Annotated in this window: 16 protein-coding genes; 6 read left to right on the top strand and 10 right to left on the bottom strand. The window is 64.8% G+C overall.

The window, feature by feature from the left end:
* Positions 1-63 precede the first annotated feature (63 nt).
* The 3 genes from JJ959_RS15840 to JJ959_RS15830 are packed head-to-tail and all read right to left on the bottom strand — an operon-like array spanning position 64 to position 3,524.
* Positions 64-1,509 (bottom strand): DUF294 nucleotidyltransferase-like domain-containing protein, encoded by a 1,446-nt coding sequence (locus JJ959_RS15840; RefSeq protein ID WP_292885545.1) that lies wholly within the window; start codon positions 1,507-1,509, stop codon positions 64-66.
* A gap of 19 nt (positions 1,510-1,528) precedes the next feature.
* Positions 1,529-2,911 carry a 3'-5' exonuclease gene (locus JJ959_RS15835; protein WP_292885542.1) on the bottom strand — a complete coding sequence of 461 codons (1,383 nt, stop codon included), beginning with the start codon at positions 2,909-2,911 and terminating at the stop codon, positions 1,529-1,531.
* A 4-nt stretch (positions 2,912-2,915) separates the two neighbouring features.
* A complete protein-coding gene (locus JJ959_RS15830; RefSeq protein ID WP_292885539.1) occupies positions 2,916-3,524 on the bottom strand; it encodes a hypothetical protein in 609 nt (202 codons plus the stop codon).
* 208 nt (positions 3,525-3,732) lie between these two features.
* Between JJ959_RS15830 and JJ959_RS15825 the strand changes: the two genes are divergently transcribed.
* The 4 genes from JJ959_RS15825 (at position 3,733) to JJ959_RS15810 (ending at position 6,785) form a co-directional block, all read left to right on the top strand.
* Positions 3,733-4,008, top strand: a complete 276-nt coding sequence (locus tag JJ959_RS15825) for a DUF4212 domain-containing protein (protein ID WP_292885536.1) — start codon at positions 3,733-3,735, stop codon at positions 4,006-4,008.
* A 12-nt stretch (positions 4,009-4,020) separates the two neighbouring features.
* Positions 4,021-5,835 (top strand): sodium:solute symporter family protein, encoded by a 1,815-nt coding sequence (locus tag JJ959_RS15820; protein WP_292885534.1) that lies wholly within the window; start codon positions 4,021-4,023, stop codon positions 5,833-5,835.
* 134 nt (positions 5,836-5,969) lie between these two features.
* Positions 5,970-6,332, top strand: coding sequence for a hypothetical protein (locus JJ959_RS15815; protein WP_292885531.1), 363 nt, complete (start codon positions 5,970-5,972; stop codon positions 6,330-6,332).
* Positions 6,333-6,500: 168 nt separating this feature from the next.
* Positions 6,501-6,785 carry a GIY-YIG nuclease family protein gene (locus JJ959_RS15810; protein ID WP_292885528.1) on the top strand — a complete coding sequence of 95 codons (285 nt, stop codon included), beginning with the start codon at positions 6,501-6,503 and terminating at the stop codon, positions 6,783-6,785.
* A 115-nt stretch (positions 6,786-6,900) separates the two neighbouring features.
* On the opposite strand, the gene JJ959_RS15805 is transcribed toward JJ959_RS15810, so the two are convergent.
* Genes JJ959_RS15805 through JJ959_RS15785 form a run of 5 tightly spaced genes read right to left on the bottom strand, consistent with a single transcriptional unit; the run spans position 6,901 to position 10,726 of the window.
* Complete coding sequence (locus tag JJ959_RS15805) at positions 6,901-7,785, bottom strand: CoA ester lyase (RefSeq protein WP_292885525.1); 885 nt, start codon at positions 7,783-7,785, stop codon at positions 6,901-6,903.
* Positions 7,785-9,026: a CoA transferase gene (locus JJ959_RS15800; protein WP_292885522.1), complete on the bottom strand. Its 1,242-nt coding sequence runs from the start codon at positions 9,024-9,026 to the stop codon at positions 7,785-7,787. The genes JJ959_RS15805 and JJ959_RS15800 overlap by 1 nt, the downstream gene beginning before the upstream one ends.
* The gene (locus tag JJ959_RS15795) at positions 9,023-10,105 is read right to left on the bottom strand and encodes a low specificity L-threonine aldolase (RefSeq protein WP_292885519.1); all 1,083 of its coding nucleotides are present in this window, start codon (positions 10,103-10,105) and stop codon (positions 9,023-9,025) included. Before JJ959_RS15795 ends, JJ959_RS15800 begins: the two co-directional genes overlap by 4 nt.
* Positions 10,102-10,296 (bottom strand): hypothetical protein, encoded by a 195-nt coding sequence (locus tag JJ959_RS15790; protein ID WP_292885516.1) that lies wholly within the window; start codon positions 10,294-10,296, stop codon positions 10,102-10,104. Before JJ959_RS15790 ends, JJ959_RS15795 begins: the two co-directional genes overlap by 4 nt.
* A 19-nt stretch (positions 10,297-10,315) precedes the next feature.
* Positions 10,316-10,726: a hypothetical protein gene (locus JJ959_RS15785; protein ID WP_292885513.1), complete on the bottom strand. Its 411-nt coding sequence runs from the start codon at positions 10,724-10,726 to the stop codon at positions 10,316-10,318.
* On the opposite strand from JJ959_RS15785, the gene JJ959_RS15780 reads away from it, so the two are divergent.
* Positions 10,725-11,717, top strand: coding sequence for an RluA family pseudouridine synthase (locus JJ959_RS15780; protein WP_366817070.1), 993 nt, complete (start codon positions 10,725-10,727; stop codon positions 11,715-11,717). The genes JJ959_RS15785 and JJ959_RS15780 overlap by 2 nt on opposite strands.
* A gap of 166 nt (positions 11,718-11,883) precedes the next feature.
* On the top strand, positions 11,884-12,771 hold the full coding sequence (rpoH, locus tag JJ959_RS15775; protein ID WP_292885510.1) for an RNA polymerase sigma factor RpoH: 888 nt from the start codon (positions 11,884-11,886) through the stop codon (positions 12,769-12,771).
* Positions 12,772-12,797: 26 nt separating this feature from the next.
* On the opposite strand, the gene JJ959_RS15770 is transcribed toward rpoH, so the two are convergent.
* Together JJ959_RS15770 and JJ959_RS15765 are read right to left on the bottom strand one after the other, a co-directional pair.
* The gene (locus JJ959_RS15770) at positions 12,798-13,298 is read right to left on the bottom strand and encodes a hypothetical protein (protein ID WP_292885507.1); all 501 of its coding nucleotides are present in this window, start codon (positions 13,296-13,298) and stop codon (positions 12,798-12,800) included.
* A gap of 63 nt (positions 13,299-13,361) precedes the next feature.
* Positions 13,362-15,362: a hypothetical protein gene (locus JJ959_RS15765; protein ID WP_292885505.1), complete on the bottom strand. Its 2,001-nt coding sequence runs from the start codon at positions 15,360-15,362 to the stop codon at positions 13,362-13,364.
* Positions 15,363-15,445: the final 83 nt, after the last annotated feature.

The following is a 15,445-nucleotide window of genomic DNA, read 5'->3' as shown; positions in this document are numbered from 1 at the left end:
CTCCTGTCGAGAATGAAAGACGTCAGAGGGCGCAGTTTTAGACAAGTGCGGCGGCGGCGGCAACTAGCCGCTGATCGCGCCCTGAACCATCGGCTGCAGCAGATCGATCACCTCAAGGTGGGCGCGCAATCTGCGCCGCTCCCGGCGATCCAGGAGGGCGGGGTCGATCTTCGACGACGGCGGCTTCCCGGCCTCGAGATCGGCCAGCTGCTGCCGCAGGACAATGGACATAATCGCTTCCAGCGCCTCTGCCGCTGCCGCGGCATCGCCCGGCGACAGAACGCCTTTTTCCTTCAGGAGCCGCAAGCGTTCGGTCGTGGAGGTGGCCTCGATTCCATGGCGCAGCGCCAGCACGCGGGCGGCGGAGACCAGCGGCAGGGTCCCGCCGATCTTGAGATCCACCCGACCGTCCTTGAGCTGAAAGCCGCTGAGCAGACCGAAAGCGTCCCAGGCGAGCGGAGGGCGAAACCCTCCGATATGCTGCACGAGATTGCCGAGGAACACGGTCTGCTTCGCGACCGCGCCGATCGCGTCGCGGCGCAGCGACGCCGCAAGCGCCACGTCGCCGAGCACTGGAGCAAAATCGAAGAAGATATCGACATTCATGATGCTCTCGCCGCGCCCGCTGCGGATCCAGCCGGCGACCCGCTCGCGCCAGCTTGCCGGCGTTCCCCGCCAGAGCGGGTTCGACGCCATCACGCCGCCGTTGCAATAGGGCACACCGGCGGTATCGAGGATATCCGTGAGCCGCTTTCCCCATTCCGCGAACCAGCTGTCGTCCGTCTCCGTCCCGTCGTAGATCACGGCATTGTCCTGGTCCGGGGAGAGCAGGCTTTCGCCGCGCCCGCCGCTGCCGAGCACCAGCAGGATGTAAGGCGCGGGCGGCGGTCCCAAACCGTCCCGTTCCATCGAGGCGAGCGCCAGCAATCCCGCCCGCTCCGTCGAATCCCGCATCGCCGCGCTGATCGCGCCGGCGACGGTCGTGCCCCGGCCGCCGTCCTGCATCAGGGCCCGCACCAGGTCCGGCAGGCACGCCCGGGCAGCCGCAATGGCCACCGCATCCGGCGCTGCCTCGATCGCGTCACCAAGCGCGAAGGCGGCAGTATTGCGGGTCTTCAGGATGGTCCGGAGCGAGATCACGCCGACAATCCGCCCGTCGGGATCGGTCACCGCGAGATGGCGGATGCCGAGCCGCTCCATCCGCCCCATGGCCTTGTAGACGAGGGAATCGGCTGGGAGCGACTGGACGGGCGATGACATGACGGACCCGACCGCCGCGCCGGCACTCCCTCCGGCCGCGATATGGCGGACGATGTCGCGCTCCGTGACAATCCCCGCATGGACGCCGGAAGCCTCCCGCACCAGGATCGAGCCCACATCGCGTGCCGCCATCGCCGCCGCGGCCTCCTCGAGACTCGCCTCCGGCCCGATGTCCAGCGGCTCCCAGGCCACCACGTCGCTGAGACTGTGGCGGTAGGGATAACTGTCGAACGCGGCACCCTCTTCCATCACTCTCTCCCCGACAGCCCTATTCCCGGCCCCATGGGCGCGGCGCCGCCACATCCAGGGCGGAGCCGTAATCGGAGATGCCGCGCTCGCGCAGCTCCGGCACCATCGCATTGAACAGTTCCGCGGTAACGATCGCGTCGCCCAGCGCGGTGTGACGGCCGAAGATGCTCAGCCCCATGGCTGCCGCGGCGCTGTCGAGCCCGATCCCCCCGTCCGGAGCGAGTTGCTTGAACAGCGCCATCGTATCCAGGGCCGGCGCGCTGATCGGCGGCAGCTTGTGACGCTTTGCCTCCGCGGCGAGCACTGCCAGATCGAACCCGATCTGATGGCCGACGATGACGCAGCCTTCGCAGAACCGGGCCAGCTGTTCCCAGAGTTCCGGCAGCGGCGGCGCGCCGGCGACCAGTTCGTCGCCGATCCCGTGCACGCGGAAAGACCGTTCCGGGATGGGAATCCCGGGTTTGACCAGAAGATCGAGGCAGGCGCCGGTGAAGACATGACCGTCCTGAACCCGGACCGCTCCGATGGAGACGATCCGGTCGCGCGCGGCTTCCAGCCCCGTCGTCTCAAGATCGAGGCTGACGATCGGCACGTCACCGAGCGGGGTCGAACCGAGGAACGGAGCCGGCTCCGGCGCGGCGCTGCCAAGGCTGAGATCCATCGCCGTCTGTTCGGGCAGGACCTCCTCGACGGGGGCCAGGAAAGACACCACTCCGCCTTCCGCCAGCCCCGCGACCTGCGCTTCGACGGTCTTGCCCTCGGTATCGGTCAGAGCGAATTCGACCGGGCGCCTGCTTTCACGCGCGCGCCGGAGCGCTGCCCCCAGCAATCCATGGTCAACGATGGAGAAGATGCTGTGTCCCGGCGCGGTGCCGAATTCGCCAAGGCGCCTCCGGGCGGCGGCATTCGAGAGCGCGACGAGACCGGTGCCGGTGAAGACGATTACCGCCGCCGGGATGCCCGCGAGGACGCCGGCGATCCAGGCGCCTTCGGAATCGTGCCGCTGGCGGCGGATAAACGCCCGTTCGATCGTCTGCGACAACCCCGCGATCTCCCCCGGCCCGCCGGTGAATTGCCGCCATCTTGCCGGCAACCGGCCCGTACTGGCCGCGAGGTCGAGATCCTCCTTCATCCTGTCGAGATCGCCGATATGCGCCGCGATGATGCCATAGACCGCGTAGGTGAGCAGGCCCGCCGCCGCGGTACCGATGACCGGCAAGACAAGCAGCGACCAGTCAGGCTCATCGGCGAGCAGGACATGACGGACGGCGAAGACGGCAAGCGCGACGGCGAGGATCGCCGGGATCGCCGAGAGCAGCACCGCATGGGTACGGCGGGTCCGGTAGCGCATGACGATCGCGCGGCGGAGCGGCGAGTCGTCCCTGTTCCGCGCGGGTGCCACAGCTCTACTCGGCGGCCGGCCGAACGGCGACGAAATCCTCCGCGACCGCGTCGGCTTTCAGCGAGGACTCCAGCTGGGTCCGGATATCCTTCCACTTGAAGCGGATGGAGTTCCGCACGATCCCCTCGTCATGGATCTTCAGTTCGTCGGCGATCGGCGCCCAATGGATCAGCGCATCCTCACTGCCCCTGAACGCCGCAACCGGATCTTCCGGATCCGGCCTGACCAGCCGCAATCGCGACTCCGCCCGCTGGACCGCCTCCGCCCAGTCCGGAACCGTCCGGGCGGGTTCCTCATACTCCGCGAGTGCCGACCCGAGAAACAAGAGCGCAAGTTCCTGTTCGCTGTCCTTGTCAAGCCGCTCGCGGCACCTCGCCGCGACATATGCCGCGAGATCGGCCGCGCAGGCGAGGAACAGTTGCCACTTCGCGATATTCAGGGATTGGGCGAAAAGATCGTCGTCGAAAAGCTGTGTATAGCGCGTCCCCGCGCGGGTCCGGACATAGCCGTAGAGCGTGGTCTGGGCGACAAAAGCGGCCCGTGTACTCACAAACCCACATGCCGATTCGACATCGTCGAGCGGCTTCTCATTCCAGCGGGTCGAGAACGGCATAAACAGTCTCGCCTTCCGCCAAAACTCCCTCAAAACGCCATGAAACATAACAACTTTCCGAGTTTCACACGAACTACAGTAAATTCAAGACCTTCACAAAGCTGTAGCTGATTCGACTAAACCGTCATAGACTAAGAATATTGCGTGGTACACGCGATACACAAAAAACCGTCAGTGAATGACGGTGACATGAAAGGGGGGTACCAAGATGGCGGAAGCCGACTCCACTCATGAGGCTCATTGGCAGCGCACCAAGAACCTCACAATAATCACACTGATCATCTGGTTCATCTTCGCCTTCGGCGTGCACTGGTTCGCGCCGCAGCTCAACTCGATCACCTTCCTCGGATTCCCGCTCGGCTTCTACATGGCCGGACAGGGCTCCCTGTTTGCCTTCGTCGTCATCATCTTCTGGTTCGCACGCGCCCAGAACAAGATCGACGAGGAATTCGGCGTCGCTGAAGACGAAAACGAGGACGAGTAGAGGAGATCCGACATGAAGGGTGATTTCATCCAGAATCTGGGGAAGATCTACGGCCTCTATACAGGCGGATTCCTCCTCTTCATTATCCTGATGGCCATTCTCGAACAGGCCGGTGTCAGTCCCGACACGATCGGTTACCTGTTCGTCGGCTTCACCATCGCGATCTACGCCCTGATCGGCGTGCTCTCGCGCACCATGGCGACGGACCAGTACTATGTCGCCGGCCGGCAGGTCCCGGCGCTCTACAACGGCATGGCGACCGCGGCGGACTGGATGTCCGGCGCCTCCTTCGTTGCCATGGCGGGCGGCATCTATTTCGGCGGCTACGGCTACATGGCCTTCCTGGTCGGCTGGACCGGCGGCTACGTGCTCGTCGCCTCGCTGATGGCGCCGTATCTCCGCAAGTTCGGCTGCTACACGGTGCCGGACTTCATCGGCACGCGTTACGGCGGCAACTTCGCCCGTCTCTGCGCGGTGATCGTCCTGGTGGTCGCGTCCTTCACCTACGTGACGGCGCAGATCAATGCCACCGGTACGGTCGCGGCCCGGGCGCTGCAGATCCCGTTCGAGGTCGGTGTCTGGTTCGGCCTTGCCGGCATTCTCGTCTGCTCGATGCTCGGCGGCATGCGGGCGGTGACCTGGACCCAGGTGGCCCAGTACATCGTCCTCATCATCGCCTACATCGTCCCGGTCGTCTGGATGTCGAACAAGAGCGGCTTCGGCCTGATCCCGCAGCTCGCCTACGGTGATGCCGTCCATCGCGTGCAGGAACTCGAAGCCCTGCATCAGGTCGGCGCGCTGAAGCCGACCGAAACCTTCGGCGGTCTGGCGGCTCTGGTCAATCCGATCAACGCGCCGGGCGATACCCTGATGGCGAAATGGAAATTCGCCACGCTGGTGCTCTGCATGATGTGCGGCACGGCCTCGCTGCCTCACGTCCTCATGCGCTACTTCACGACGCCGTCCGTGCGCTCCGCGCGGATCTCGGTGGGCTGGTCGATCCTCTTCATCTTCCTGCTCTACTTCACGGCGCCCGCACTGGCGACCTTCACCAAGCTCTCGCTGCTCGATCCGAATCTGGCGACCGGAATCATCGGCAAGTCCATCGCCGATGTGAACGCGCTCCAATGGATCCAGAAATGGGCGGCTGTCGACTTCCTGAAGGTGTCCGACTCCAACGGGGACGGGATCCTGCAGATCAACGAGCTCTTCATGCGGGCCGACATCGTCGTGCTGGCCACGCCTGAAATCGCCGGTCTGCCCTATGTGATCTCGGGCCTGGTGGCGGCAGGCGGTATGGCTGCGGCCATGTCGACGGCGGACGGGCTGCTGCTCGCCATCGCCAACGCCCTCAGCCACGATCTGTACTACAAGATCATCGACCCGAAGGCGGAGACCAAGACCCGGCTCGTCGTGGCCCGGATCCTACTCCTCGGTGTTGGTGCGGCGGGCGCGTTCGTCGCCAGCCTGAAACTGACATCGATCCTCGGTGCGGTGGCCTGGGCGTTCGACTTCGCCTGCTCCGGCCTGTTCTTCCCGCTGGTGCTCGGCATCTGGTGGAAGCGGGCCAACCGTGAGGGCGCGATTGCCGGCATGGTCGGCGGGTTCGTCGCGGGATCGGCGTATCTCTATTACGTCTATTTCGCCGGCGGCACGCCCTGGTTCGGCATCGACCACCTGCGCTTCGGCGTGATCGGCATGCCGGTCAGCCTGGTGCTGATGATCGTGGTCAGCCTGATGACCGAAGAGCCGGACGAGGAAACCCAGCGGATGGTCGACGCGGTCCGCACGCCGCGCGGCGGCACGGTCCTCGACGCGACTCACTAGGACAAACCTCTCACACCCGGGACGGCGTCATATCCGTCCCGGACAGGCTTGAAGAGAAATCCGGGACGGGCCAAGCTTCGTCCCGGATTTTTTATGCCCAATCAAAAGAATAAGCGGCGGGAGGATACGCCCCGATGGATGCAAGCGCCTTTCCCCTCTGGGTCCTGGTGATCGACTACCTGCTCGGCACGGTGATGTGGACCCTCTTTGGCCGCTTCGCGATGTCGATCTTCCTGCCGGAGGATTCGAACTTCTTCTTCATGCGCTTCTTCGTCCGCGTGACGAACCCGCTGCTCCGCCTCTTCGCGCCGGTGACGCCGGGCTTCCTGCTGCCCTGGCTGCACCCGCTCTATGTCGCCTGGTTCTTCTTCATGATCCGCTTCTACCTGATGCCCTGGCTGCTCGGGTACGGCGCCATGGGGATGCTGTCTCTGCCGCTCGAGAGCGAAATCTCCTACATGGTCTACGACCTGATCGGGCAGTTACTGGGGCGGTAAAGCGCCTTCTTCATCCATCCAAGGAAGTTCGTCATCCCGGACTTGATCCGGGACCTTTCGACGACGTGCTACGCCCTTTTCCGCACAAGGTCCCGGCGCGTTGGCCGGGATGACGACTGTTTTTTATTTTGGGAAAGAAAAACTGCCTGCGCCGCCCATCAGGAGGTTATGCAGCCGTTTGTCTACATCCTCGCCAGCAAGCGTCAGGGCGTTCTCTACACCGGAGTTACTTCCGATCTCAGAACGCGCATAGCGCAGCACAAGAGCGGAGCAATTGCCGGCTTCACCAAATGCTACAACGTCAATAACCTGGTCTATTTCGAGCCCCATGAGACTATGGAAAGCGCCATAAGGCGCGAGCATCAGGTGAAGCGCTGGCGGCGGCAGTGGAAATTCGAATTGATCGAACGGCATAATCCGGATTGGCGCGACCGGTTCGGGGAGCTCTTCTAGCGAGCCAGGCCTCCCCACCATCGTCATCCCGGCCGAAGAGCCGGGACCTTCCGCAGAAAATGGCGAGATCTCTTATCGAAAGGTCCCGGATCAAGTCCGGGATGACGGACTCTTGTTACCGCCCCGCGATCCGATCCCGCAGCACCAGAGCCCTTCGCGCCCGCTCCACGACGGGCACGTCGATCATCTTGCCGCGGAAGCTGACCGCGCCGAGACCGTCGGCCATCGCCGCGTCGTAGGCCGCGACCATCGCCTCCGCCGTCTCGACTTCTTCCTCCGTCGGGGAGAAGACCGCGTTCAGGATCGGAACCTGGGCCGGATGGACGCAGGAGGCGCCCTCCATGCCGAGGGCGCGGGCGCGTTCGGCGCTGGCGCGGAACGCCTCCATGTCGGTGATCTCGGCGATCGAGCCGGCGAAACCGAGCGGCAGGATGCCGGCCTCGCGGGCGGCGCGCTGGACAAGGCGCATGTCCTCGGTGAGGTCTCCCGGCCCGAGGCTCGGCATGCCGAGGGCGGCGGAATAATCCTCCTGGCCGAGCGAAAGGCCCTTCAGACGCGGGCTCGCCTTGGCGATCTCCCGCACGTTGTTGAGGCCGCGCGGGGTCTCGATCAGACCCATGAAGCAAATGGAGCCGGGCTCAAGGCCTCGCTCGCGCTCCAGCTCTTCCACGGTCTCGTCGAGGAAGGCCAAATGATCGGCGCTTTCCAGTTTCGGCAGGCAGAGACCGGAGACCTCCGGCCAGACAGCGGCCTCCAGATCCTGCACGGCGAGGCGCCAGGGGCGGTTGATCCGCACCAGCACTTCGGTGCCGGCATTGGAGATTACCTGCGCCGCGTCGCGCAGCGCCTTCCGGGCAGCCGGTTTCTCGGCCGGTGGGATGCTGTCCTCGAGATCGAGCTTGATCGCGTCGGCGCCGCGCGCGGCCGCCTTCTCGACGAATCGCTCATTGGTCACCGGTACATAGAGCAGCGAACGCCAGAGTGGGAGGTTACCGGCCATCAGATCACTCCCTCTTTCACGAGACGTGCCTGCTCGGCCGCGTCGATGCCGAGCCCGCCCCAGATTTCCGCATTGTGCTCACCCAGTTCCGGCGCCGGGCTGCGCACCGCGCCCGGCGTGTCGGAAAGCCGCGGGATCACCGCATGCATCGGCAGGGTGCCGATATCCGGGTCCGGGAAGGCCTCGACCACGCCGCGGCCCTCCATGTAGTCGTCGTCCGCGAGCTGCGCGACGTCGGCGACCGGACCGACCGTGACGCCGGCCTTCTCGAAGATCTCCAGACACTCCGCCTGGGTCCGTTCGGCCATATACTCGGCGACGATCGGATCGAGGATGTCGTTGTTCTTCACCCGGTCCGAGTTCGTCTTGAAGCGCGGATCGTCGATCAGGTCAGGCCGGCCTATGGTCCGGAAGAGCCGCTCGGCCATCGCCTGTATCGAGCCCGAGAGCGCGACGTATTTGCCATCCTTGCAGCGGTAGGTATTGCGCGGCGAGGTAAGGTTGGAACGGCTGCCGGTGCGCGGCGGCACCTTGCCGGAGAGGGCATAGTTCGCCGCCTCCGGGCCGAGAATGGCGTGGATCGGCTCGAAGAGAGAGAGATCGATGCTCTGCCCCTTCCCGCCCGAGACCTCGACATTTCGCAGCGCGACCATCACGGCGAAGGCGCCGTAGAGCCCGGCGATCATGTCGGCGAGGGCCAGCGGCGGCAGCACCGGCGGCCGGTCGCCGAACCCGTTGAGGGCCGCGAAGCCGCTCATCGCCTCGACCAACGAACCGAAGCCTGGCTTGTGCTTCCAGGGCCCGGTCTGGCCCCAGCCGGAGACGCGGACCAGCGTCAGTTTCGGATTGCGGGCCTGCAGGACATCCGGCCCGAGCCCCCATTCCTCCAGCGTGCCCGGCTTGAAATTCTCGACCACCGCGTCGGCGGTCTCCACCAGCTGCAGGAACAGCGCCTTGCCTTCCTCCTTGCGGAGATCGAGGGTGACGCTCTTCTTGTTGCGGCAGAACACCTTCCAGTGGGTAGCGACGCCCTCGGTGCGCCAGTTGCGCAGATCGTCGCCGAAGCCCGGACGCTCCAGCTTGATCACTTCGGCGCCGTAATCGGCAAGCACGTGGGTGACCATATTGCCCGCGACGAGGCGGGAAAGGTCGAGCACCCGGACGCCGTCGAGCGGCAGCTTCGCGCCTGTCTGGTAGTCGTTCGCCGGGTAGCGGCCCGGCCTTGCCTGGGCCTTGCTCATGCCGCCGCTCCCTTCGCGCCGGCCCTGGCCGCGTCGAGGAAATGTCCGGTCTCCGCATCACCCGTATTGAAGGCGGTGACGAGGCGGATGCCGACCGAGCCGTCCGGCGCCTCGCCGAAGGCGTAGTACTGGCAGCCTGCAGCACGCAGCGCCTGATGCACGGAGGCGGAAATGCGGGCGAAAATCTCGTTGCCGTCCACGGGATGCAGCAGTTCGACGCCCGGCAGTCCGGAAAGGCCGTCGGCCAGAACCTTCGCCGCGCGGTTGGCGTTCGCCGCGTAGCGCAGCCAGTTGCCGTTCTCGAGATAGGCGCAGAGCTGGGCCGAGAGGAACCGCATCTTGGAGAAGAGATGCCCGCCGCGCTTGCGCCGGAACTCGACATCCCCCGCCAGCGCGGGATCGAAGAAGATCACCGCCTCGGCCGCGAAGGCGCCGTTCTTGGTCGCGCCGAAGGAAAGCACATCGACCCCGGATTTCCAGGTCGCTTCCGCCGGCGAGCAACCGAGCGCGTTCACCGCGTTGGCGAAGCGGGCGCCGTCCATGTGCAGCTTCAGCCCGTGGGCGTGGGCGACGTCCGCGATGGCCCTGATCTCGTCGAGCGAGTAGGCCGTGCCCTTCTCCGTGAGCTGGGTGATGCTGACCGCCGCCGGTTGGGCGTGGTGCACGCCTGAGGCCGCGCTCGGATCGCCGAGCTTCGTTGCGAGCGCCTCGGCGGTAAACTTGCCGTCGGCCCCGCCGAGCACGGTCAGCTTGCCGCCGCCGATATAGAATTCCGGCGCCGCGCACTCGTCCTCCTCGATATGCGCGCCCTCGTGGCAATAGATCACGCCGTAGGGCGGCGAGAGCGTGGAGAGGGCAATGGAATTGGCCGCCGTGCCGGTCGCGACCGGATAGGCCGCGAGCTCGGTTTCGAAGGTCTCCGCCGCCATCCGGCGGAACTTCTCCGTCAGGTCGTCATTGCCGTAGGGCATGGCAAAGCCGGACGCGGCCTCGCCAAGCGCCGCAAGGATCTCGGGCGCCGCACCGCCGACATTGTCGCTGGCGAAATTGACCTTCCAGGCGTTGGAATTCGTACTCATGCCTTGCTTTCCGGAATGAGGGCGACGCTGCCGAGAGGATCGCCCGTCGCAAGATCGACCACGATCAGGCGGATCAGGTCTTCGGGACCGGTCACCTGCAGGATCATCTTGCCGTCGTGATACTGCGCGGGGCCGAGCGTCGCGCCGTCGGGAATCACAACGCGCAGCGTCTCCGAGTTCCATTTGCTCATGGGGCGTTCCTCAATTTGATCAGTTCGCAGGCGGGGCCAGCTCGAACGTACCGAGTTGTTTCCCGGTGGCCAGATCGAATACCAGAAGACGGATTTTCCGGTTGGGCATGTTCATCTGCAGAATCATCCGGCCGCTGTCGAACTCCGCCGCGCCGAGCCGGCTGCCCTGCGGGATCTCTATCTGCACCGTACCGAAGGGGGCGGCGACCGCCTGACGGCTGGAGGCAGGCGACGGGGAGACCGCGGCGGGTACGTCGGCCGTCTCCGTTCCGCCGCTTCCGGCGAGGCGCGTGGCGATGGTATAGGCGATCACGCCGAGGCCAGCGAAGATCATGATTCCCATCACGACAACGGCAATTTTGGCGGGCAGCAGCCAGGAGGGTTCTGCCGGCTTCTGATTCTGATCGCTATCGGGTAGCTTCGCGGCCATGGATCCTGCTTCAGAGACACTTCAGATAGAGATCGCCTCCGGCGAGGCCGGGCAGAGCGACGAGACGACCGACCGCATCGACCGCTGGCTCGCCGGGCGTCTCGTGGAGATGCCCGATGTGCCGAAACTGTCCCGGAGTCGGTTGAAAAATCTCATCCTGGACGGCCGCGTCAGCGCCGGAGGGGCGACGATAACCGACCCCTCGGAAGCGGTCAAACCCGGGCGGACCTACCGCATTCATGTGCCGCCGCCAGAGCCTGCGGACCCGGAACCGGAGGCCATTGCGCTCACCGTGGTCTACGAGGACAAGGACCTGATCGTCGTCGACAAACCGGCGGGCATGGTTGTGCATCCGGCGCCCGGCAGCAGCGAGGGCACGCTGGTCAACGCTCTGCTGGCCCATTGCGGCGGCTCGCTCTCCGGCATCGGCGGGGTCAAGCGGCCTGGGATCGTGCACCGTATCGACAAGGACACCAGCGGCCTGATGGTCGTCGCCAAGAGCGACGAGGCGCATCACGGCCTGGTCGTACAGTTCGCCGCGCACACGATCGAGCGGCTCTACCGCGCGGTCACCCGAGGCGTGCCGTCGAAATCGAAGGACCGGATCGAGGGCGCCATCGGGCGCAGCCAGCGCAACCGCAAGAAGATGGCGGTAACGTCGAACGGCAAGCCGGCGGTGACGCACTACAAGATCATCGAACGCTTCGGTACCCGTGCAGCTCTGGTCGAGTGCAGGCTGGAAACCGGACGGACGCACCAGATTCGCGTCCACATGTCCCATATCGGCCATCCGCTGATCGGCGACCCGCTCTACGGACGCGGCCACAAGGCAGGCGACCCGGAGGCAGTGAAAGCTTTCCGCCGGCAGGCCCTGCACGCGGCGGTCATCGGTTTCGAACATCCGGTCACGAAGGAACAGTTGCGCTTCGAAAGCGCCCTGCCGGACGATATGGAGGCGCTGCTCGCGGGTCTCCGGCAGTCTGGCGAATAAGATTGTTTTCCTGTGGCGACCAATTGACCCTTAACAAGGCCTTAAAATCGCCACAGAAGAACACTACATAGTGTACCGGACGGGGGAACAAAGGGCGCTTGGGCGCGTTTCCCCGAAACCGGCGGACGAAGGACGAAGCCGCCGGACACGTGACGAAGGGGATCACATGGCACAGGCGACACAACTTCCGACGCTTACTGCTGAAGGCAACCTCACCCGCTATCTGCAGGAAATCCGCAAGTTTCCGATGCTGAAGCCGGAAGAGGAATACATGCTCGCCAAGCGCTGGCGGGAGCATGACGATTCCGAGGCCGCCCACAAGCTGGTCACCAGCCATCTGCGCCTCGTCGCGAAAATCGCCATGGGCTATCGCGGCTACGGTCTCCCCGTCGCCGAACTGATTTCCGAAGGCAATGTCGGCATGATGCAGGCGGTGAAGCGCTTCGATCCGGAGCGCGGTTTCCGCCTCGCCACCTATGCGATGTGGTGGATCCGCGCCGCGATTCAGGAATACATCCTGCACTCCTGGTCGCTGGTGAAAATCGGCACCACGGCGGCGCAGAAGAAGCTGTTCTTCAACCTGCGCAAGCTCAAGGGCCAGATGCAGGCGATCGAGGAAGGCGACCTCTCTCCGGAACGGGTGACGGCAATCGCGACGAAGCTGGAAGTGCCGGAACAGGACGTCATCAACATGAACCGGCGGCTTTCCGCCCCGGACCATTCCCTGAATGCCCCGCTCCGCGTCGAGGGCGAAGGCGAATGGCAGGACTGGCTGGTCGACGAGAACGAAAGCCAGGAAGACGTTCTGGCCGAGAGCGAGGAACTGCAGCAACGCCGCAAGCTGCTCGCAGTCGGCATGGAGGCGCTCAACGAACGCGAACGCCACATCCTGACCGAGCGCCGCCTGCTCGACAATCCGACCACCCTCGAGGATCTGAGCCAGGAATACGGCATCAGCCGCGAACGGGTGCGTCAGATCGAGGTTCGCGCCTTCGAAAAACTGCAGAAAGCGATGAAGAACGCCGCCATCGAACAGCGGCTCGAGACCGCCTGAGCAAACCACCCCGCCGGGACGTTCAGCTAGCCACCCTGCTTGGCGTCCTCGGCGGCCTTGGCTTCTCTCTTTTCGGGATCATCGAGCGCCCCCGCCACACCGGGGCCCCATTCCTCGACCAGTTCGCGCTGGCGCCGGCGTAGTCGGCTGATGCGCTGCTCGATCCGCATCGCGATTCCCATCGAGACGATCCCCGGCGCGATCAGGTAGATGCACCAGCCAAGGCCAGCCGCCCCCAGCATGGTGAGCCAGGCGAACGGGTCGGCCATGATGGCGAAGGCGCGCTCGTAGGAATGCCCTTCCGTCCAGAGCTGGGCGACAAAGGGCAGCACGCCGACGAAATTCATGCAGCCGACACAGAGCGTGGTGTATTTCTCCCGCCGCCGGTCGATCGCCATGGCGGCGAAGGTCGGCATCATGACGATCCCGAGCAGGAGCACGGTCGGCAGGGTGAACAGCATCAGCCCGCCGACGATCGTAAAAACGATCACCTTCATCGAAGCGGCATTTGCCGAACTTGCTGCCATCGCCCGTCCCGATACATCCCAATGCCGACGGAAACCGCCGCCGCAAACATCCGATCCGCGAGTTTATACCAAATAAAGGATTACGATAGCGGTGGTTCCGACGCTGCCGACCACGCCCGAGACCACGGCGGCGGCCTGCTCGCCGACTTCCGCCGCCAGACTGTCCTTGTTCTGCAGATCGAGATTCATCTGCGCGATCTGGACCGCGCACTGGGTGAATTCCTGCTGCGCGCGCTGGTATCCCTGCTGGTCCCGCTGCTGCGCGCGCTGATCGTCGAAGATCTTCAGGATTTCCCCGAGCTGCCCCGAATCCGAAGCCTTCATCACACTGTTCTCGACAGCTGCCCGGGCCTTCAGATTGTGAAAGGCGTTGACCGCCGGCTTCATCAGCTCGACGAACCAATGGCTCAGTCCCGGCATTGGACCGTTGCGAGAGAGAGTCTGGATCCGCGCGAGCAGGCGCAGCACGTTGAGCGCGTCGATCGCCGGGCGATTGTCCGAGGCATTGCCGAGCGGCCGCAACAGGCGATCGTCGATATCGGGCGACCTGGCGCCGAGAAAGGCCGCCAGATGGCGGTCCATCGGGATCGGCGGACGACGGCTTTGCTGCGCCACGGCTTCCAGAGCCGGGATCACCTCTTCCGGATCGGTGACGTAGAGGTGCTCGATCATCGAGCTCATGCAGTGGATGTCTTCGTTCAGCTCGTAGAGCACCCGCTCGATCCCGTAACCGGGGCCGGTACTGTTGAGCAGCGTCGGCAGTTTGTCGAACTTGGAGAACAGCCCGAGCAGATCCTGTTTCGAACGGGTCTGCACCGACATCCAGGGGCCGACGGAGCGGCTGCCGATGAAGGCCGCCACCTTCTGCCGGGTGGCATCGTCGTTGAAATTGAGTGCCAGCGTCGGGCCGACGCCATCGATATGGGTGGAAAATCCCTTGTGCCGCATCGGCGCGGCCGGATCGAGGCCGATCGCGACCCGGGTGATCAGGCGCGCGTCCTCTTCCTTCGGAGCGCTCTGGATACCATTCGCCCCACCGGTGACCTTGTTGACCGCCTCGACGACATTCTCGTTGCCGAGCGAACGCCTGAGCCAGTTGTCGAAATCCTGTCCCCTGACCAGTTCGGCCGCCGTGTTCCAGTTCCGCCCGATCGCATGCGCGACCGCCCGCACATTCTCGTACGAACCGCCCCCGACCATGAGCGGACGCGCAGCTTTCTGCGGCAGCTTGACCTGCTTCGGAGTCAGCCGGCGCCCGCCGAGCCAGAGTTCGATATCGCGGATCGTCCAGCGCTCGCGCGGCTCGTCGGTCAGGAGGCCGCGGAGCAGCTCGACCATGTTCATCTGCAGCCGGGTGCCCCCGACGAGGCAGGCATAGGACCCGAGATTGATACGGTCGAAGATCGCGCGCTGCGGGTCCGGATCCTCCGGCAGCATCCTGCCGGTCACGAGACTGAGCACGGTGGCTCCGACCGAGAAGAGATCGTCGAGCACGCTGCCGTCACCCCGCGCGGTGCGGTCCGCCATCGCGTTTTCGAGACTCTCGTACTTGTCCGGCTGGAAAAGCCCCGCGGGACAGCTGATGCATTCTCCGAGCATCACGGAGCGGCGGTTGGGATCGCTGTAGAACAGATTGTCGGGACGGATGTTGCGATGGGTCACGCCGCGCTGGGACATCTCGCGCAGGGTCGCGACCAGTGGCGTCAGGAAGCCACGGGTCAGCTGTTCGTCCGTAAAGGGCTCGATCGTGTCGTCCTCGGACTTGAAGACCCGCCCGCCGCGCGGACGGTCCACGACAAGGACCGGCATCCTCCGGCCGGTCAGGGTCCAGTTGACGACGCCATGATCCTGAACGCGCATCAGGCTGTGGTTCGGAAAGCCCTTCAGGGCATTGATCGCCTCGACCCTGAGCGGGTATTTCGGCTCGCAGACCAGGGCCAAGAAATCGGATTTGCTGGTGGCGTCACGGCACGCATATGCCTTCGCCGTCGGCGAATCATAGTCGGGCAAGGGTTGACCGGGATCGATATCGAACCGGTCGTTGACTGAGACCACATCCGCCATTTTAGGCAGGTCCCTTCATCCAAGAGCTCCTCCGGTTTCCCAAGCTTTCGCCGAGAATGCAAGAAAAAGCAGCAGACGAAGGG

Source organism: Nisaea sp., from assembly GCF_017640745.1.
Classification (GTDB): Bacteria; Pseudomonadota; Alphaproteobacteria; order Thalassobaculales; family Thalassobaculaceae; genus Nisaea.
This window is presented reverse-complemented; position numbering and strand designations above follow the sequence as displayed.